This is a genomic window from Moraxella porci DSM 25326, from assembly GCF_002014855.1.
Classification (GTDB): Bacteria; Pseudomonadota; Gammaproteobacteria; order Pseudomonadales; family Moraxellaceae; genus Moraxella; species Moraxella porci.
In genome coordinates this window covers 1-5,322 of record NZ_MUYV01000016.1, presented here as the reverse complement: position 1 = coordinate 5,322, position 5,322 = coordinate 1, and the positions used below count along the sequence as shown (strand labels likewise).

2 tRNA genes and 3 rRNA genes are annotated in these 5,322 nt (G+C 48.4%); all 5 read left to right on the top strand.

The annotated features are described in order from the left end of the window. The first annotated feature begins 203 nt into the window (after positions 1 to 203). The 5 genes from B0681_RS09885 (at position 204) to rrf (ending at position 5,314) form a co-directional block, all read left to right on the top strand. Positions 204 to 1,732: ribosomal RNA gene (locus tag B0681_RS09885) — 16S ribosomal RNA — on the top strand. Between the two features lie 61 nt (positions 1,733 to 1,793). Next, positions 1,794 to 1,870, top strand: a tRNA-Ile gene (locus B0681_RS09880). 7 nt (positions 1,871 to 1,877) lie between these two features. Then, positions 1,878 to 1,953: transfer RNA gene (locus tag B0681_RS09875), tRNA-Ala, on the top strand. Positions 1,954 to 2,216: 263 nt separating this feature from the next. Further along, positions 2,217 to 5,072 (top strand): 23S ribosomal RNA (locus tag B0681_RS09870). 128 nt (positions 5,073 to 5,200) lie between these two features. Then, positions 5,201 to 5,314: ribosomal RNA gene (rrf, locus tag B0681_RS09865) — 5S ribosomal RNA — on the top strand. Together the 16S, 23S and 5S rRNA genes with 2 tRNA genes alongside form the textbook arrangement of a ribosomal RNA operon. The last annotated feature ends 8 nt before the right edge of the window (positions 5,315 to 5,322 follow it).

The window sequence follows — 5,322 nt, the reverse complement described above, 5'->3', positions numbered from 1 at the left end:
ACTATTTAAAATCAAAACTAAAGAACAACTTGTGTGGATTTTTGCGAATACAAGATAATCTTAAAAAAATTATCATTTATATTCAGCAAGAATACTCAAAGTTAATTCATTTACACGATGAGCAAATATTTGCTAGTAATAATAAATGAGCCAACATTAAAGTCCAATCAAACATTCTTTGTTTTATTGGCAACTTCAAGATTAAACTGAAGAGTTTGATCATGGCTCAGATTGAACGCTGGCGGCAGGCTTAACACATGCAAGTCGAACGAGGTTAGAAAGCTTGCTTTCGATACCTAGTGGCGAACGGGTGAGTAATGCTTAGGAATCTGCCTAGTAGTGGGGGATAACTTGGGGAAACTCAAGCTAATACCGCATACGACCTACGGGTGAAAGGGGGCGCAAGCTCTCGCTATTAGATGAGCCTAAGTCGGATTAGCTAGTTGGTGGGGTAAAGGCCTACCAAGGCGACGATCTGTAGCTGGTCTGAGAGGATGATCAGCCACACTGGGACTGAGACACGGCCCAGACTCCTACGGGAGGCAGCAGTGGGGAATATTGGACAATGGGCGAAAGCCTGATCCAGCCATGCCGCGTGTGTGAAGAAGGCCTTTTGGTTGTAAAGCACTTTAAGTAGGGAGGAAAAGCTAATGGTTAATACCCATTAGCCCTGACGTTACCTACAGAATAAGCACCGGCTAACTCTGTGCCAGCAGCCGCGGTAATACAGAGGGTGCAAGCGTTAATCGGAATTACTGGGCGTAAAGCGCGCGTAGGTGGTTACTTAAGTCAGATGTGAAAGCCCCGGGCTTAACCTGGGAACTGCATCTGATACTGGGTGACTAGAGTAGGTGAGAGGGGAGTAGAATTCCAGGTGTAGCGGTGAAATGCGTAGAGATCTGGAGGAATACCGATGGCGAAGGCAGCTCCCTGGCATCATACTGACACTGAGGTGCGAAAGCGTGGGTAGCAAACAGGATTAGATACCCTGGTAGTCCACGCCGTAAACGATGTCTACCAGTCGTTGGGTCTCTTGAAGACTTAGTGACGCAGTTAACGCAATAAGTAGACCGCCTGGGGAGTACGGCCGCAAGGTTAAAACTCAAATGAATTGACGGGGGCCCGCACAAGCGGTGGAGCATGTGGTTTAATTCGATGCAACGCGAAGAACCTTACCTGGTCTTGACATACAGAGAATTCGCTAGAGATAGCTTAGTGCCTTCGGGAACTCTGATACAGGTGCTGCATGGCTGTCGTCAGCTCGTGTCGTGAGATGTTGGGTTAAGTCCCGCAACGAGCGCAACCCTTTTCCTTAGTTACCAGCACTTCGGGTGGGAACTCTAAGGATACTGCCAGTGACAAACTGGAGGAAGGCGGGGACGATGTCAAGTCATCATGGCCCTTACGACCAGGGCTACACACGTGCTACAATGGTTGGTACAAAGGGTTGCTACACAGCGATGTGATGCTAATCTCAAAAAGCCAATCGTAGTCCGGATTGGAGTCTGCAACTCGACTCCATGAAGTCGGAATCGCTAGTAATCGCAGATCAGAATGCTGCGGTGAATACGTTCCCGGGCCTTGTACACACCGCCCGTCACACCATGGGAGTTGATCTCACCAGAAGTGGTTAGCCTAACGCAAGAGGGCGATCACCACGGTGGGGTCGATGACTGGGGTGAAGTCGTAACAAGGTAGCCGTAGGGGAACCTGCGGCTGGATCACCTCCTTAATGAAGATATCTGATTGGCAAGAATCCACAACAAGTTGTTCTTTGGTAAGATGTTTAAAACGGGTCTATAGCTCAGTTGGTTAGAGCACCGTGTTGATAACGCGGGGGTCATAAGTTCAAGTCTTATTAGACCCACCATTAAATTGGGGCCATAGCTCAGTTGGTAGAGCGCCTGCCTTGCACGCAGGAGGTCAGGAGTTCGACTCTCCTTGGCTCCACCATTTAAACATCAAAGCATACATAAGCAATTTAATAAGAGATTTCTTATTTATGCTTTTACTTTATAAACTGACGAAGTTTATAACACTATTTAACAACATGATTATGAGTCTGGGTTAATAAATTATCCAACGTAATTTATTAACCATGGTGATTGTACCCCAAAATACAATCACCTAAAGTAAAGAGAACTGAATCAAGCGTAAACATAGGTGAAGATCGTTACACATTACCCTTATAACACCAAGACTACTTGGGGTTGTATGGTCAAGTAATGAAGTGCACATGGTGGATGCCTTGGCAGTCAGAGGCGATGAAAGACGTGATAGCCTGCGATAAGCGTCGGTGAGGTGGCAATATCCTGTGACCCGGCGATTTCTGAATGGGGAAACCCACCTAAGATAACTTAGGTATCATAATTTATTTTATGAGGCAAACCGGGAGAAGTGAAACATCTCAGTACCCCGAGGAAAAGACATCAATTGAGATTCCCCAAGTAGCGGCGAGCGAACGGGGAGGAGCCGATCGAATTTACAGTAGCAAAATGGCGTGGGAAAGCCAACCATAGTAGGTGATAGTCCTGTATGCGAAACTGTTTATGAGACATATTAAGTAGGGCGGAACACGAGAAATTCTGTCTGAAGATGGGGGGACCATCCTCCAAGGCTAAATACTCCTGACTGACCGATAGTGAACCAGTACCGTGAGGGAAAGGCGAAAAGAACCCCTGTTAGGGGAGTGAAATAGAACCTGAAACCGTGTGCATACAAGCAGTCGGAGCGGACTTGTTCCGTGACGGCGTACCTTTTGTATAATGGGTCAGCGACTTATATTCTGTAGCAAGGTTAACCGTATAGGGGAGCCGTAGGGAAACCGAGTCTTAATAGGGCGACATAGTTGCAGGGTATAGACCCGAAACCGAGTGATCTATCCATGAGCAGGTTGAAAGTGTCGTAACAGACACCGGAGGACCGAACCCACTCCCGTTGAAAAGGTAGGGGATGACTTGTGGATAGGGGTGAAAGGCTAATCAAACTCGGTGATAGCTGGTTCTCCCCGAAAGCTATTTAGGTAGCGCCTCGGACGAACACCATGGGGGGTAGAGCACTGTTTCGGCTAGGGGGTCATCCCGACTTACCAAACCGATGCAAACTCCGAATACCCATGAGTGATATCCGGGAGACAGACGGCGGGTGCTAACGTCCGTCGTCAAGAGGGAAACAACCCAGACCGCCAGCTAAGGCCCCAAATTCCTAGTTAAGTGGGAAACGATGTGGGAAGGCACAGACAGCTAGGAGGTTGGCTTAGAAGCAGCCACCCTTTAAAGAAAGCGTAATAGCTCACTAGTCGAGTCGGCCTGCGCGGAAGATGTAACGGGGCTCAAACTAGGAGCCGAAGCTGCGGATTTAATTGTTTCAATTAAGTGGTAGGGGAGCGTTGTGTAAGCCTGTGAAGGTGTATCGTAAGGTATGCTGGAGGTATCACAAGAGCGAATGCTGACGTGAGTAACGACAAAACGGGTGAAAAGCCCGTTCGCCGGAAGACCAAGGGTTCCAGTCCAACGTTAATCGGGGCTGGGTGAGTCGACCCCTAAGGCGAGGCCGAAAGGCGTAGTCGATGGGAAATCGGTTAATATTCCGATACTTGTTTATGATGCGATGGAGGGACGGAGAAGGTTATGCCAGCCTGGCGATGGTTGTCCAGGTGGAAGGATGTAGGTAGGCTTAGTAGGCAAATCCGCTAGGCTATTACTGAGATCTGATAGCAAGCCAGTTTACTGGCGAAGTGGCAAATACCATGCTTCCAGGAAAAGCTTCTAAGCGATAGTCATAAACAAATCGTACCCGAAACCGACACAGGTGGTCAGGTAGAGAATACCAAGGCGCTTGAGAGAACTCTGCTGAAGGAACTAGGCAAAATGGTACCGTAACTTCGGGAGAAGGTACGCTGCCGGTGGTGAAACCCTCGCGGTGTAAGCTACTGGCAGTCGCAGATACCAGGCTGCTGCAACTGTTTATTAAAAACACAGCACTCTGCAAACACGAAAGTGGACGTATAGGGTGTGATGCCTGCCCGGTGCTGGAAGGTTAATTGATGTGGTTAGCGCAAGCGAAGCTATTGATCGAAGCCCCAGTAAACGGCGGCCGTAACTATAACGGTCCTAAGGTAGCGAAATTCCTTGTCGGGTAAGTTCCGACCTGCACGAATGGCATAATGATGGCAGCGCTGTCTCCAGCAGAGACTCAGTGAAATCGAAATCGCAGTGAAGATGCTGTGTACCCGCGGCTAGACGGTAAGACCCCGTGAACCTTTACTACAGCTTTACATTGAACTTTGACCTAACTTGTGTAGGATAGGTGGGAGGCTTTGAAGTAGGGACGCCAGTTCCTATGGAGCCATCCTTGAAATACCACCCTGGTTATGTTGGGGTTCTAACTTAGATATAACAGTATCAAGGACAATGTATGGTGGGTAGTTTGACTGGGGCGGTCTCCTCCTAAAGAGTAACGGAGGAGTACGAAGGTGCGCTCAGAACGGTCGGAAATCGTTCAAAGAGTATAAAGGCAAAAGCGCGCTTAACTGCGAGACCCACAAGTCGAGCAGGTACGAAAGTAGGTCTTAGTGATCCGGTGGTTCTGTATGGAAGGGCCATCGCTCAACGGATAAAAGGTACTCTGGGGATAACAGGCTGATACCGCCCAAGAGTTCATATCGACGGCGGTGTTTGGCACCTCGATGTCGGCTCATCTCATCCTGGGGCTGAAGCAGGTCCCAAGGGTATGGCTGTTCGCCATTTAAAGAGGTACGCGAGCTGGGTTTAGAACGTCGTGAGACAGTTCGGTCCCTATCTACCGTGGGCGTTGGAAATTTGAGAGGATCTGCTCCTAGTACGAGAGGACCAGAGTGGACGAACCTCTGGTGTTCCGGTTGTCACGCCAGTGGCACTGCCGGGTAGCTACGTTCGGATGGGATAACCGCTGAAAGCATCTAAGCGGGAAGCCCACCTCAAGATGAGATTTCCCTAAAGAGCCGTTGTAGACTACGACGTTGATAGGTTGGGTGTGGAAGTGTAGTGATACATGTAGCTAACCAATACTAATTGCTCGTTTGGCTTGACCATACAACACCCAAGTGGTTTAATACTACTGATTGTGTTGATGGTAAGTGTAAAGATTTTACCTATAAGCTTGAATCAATCTTGATAAAAAACAAATAACAGACTCATAACAGCGTTGTTAATCCTTTTACGCTGACGACAATAGCAAGATGGAACCACCTGATCCCTTCCCGAACTCAGAAGTGAAACGTCTTAGCGCCGATGGTAGTGTGGTTCGCCCATGTGAGAGTAGGTCATCGTCAGCACCTTATTT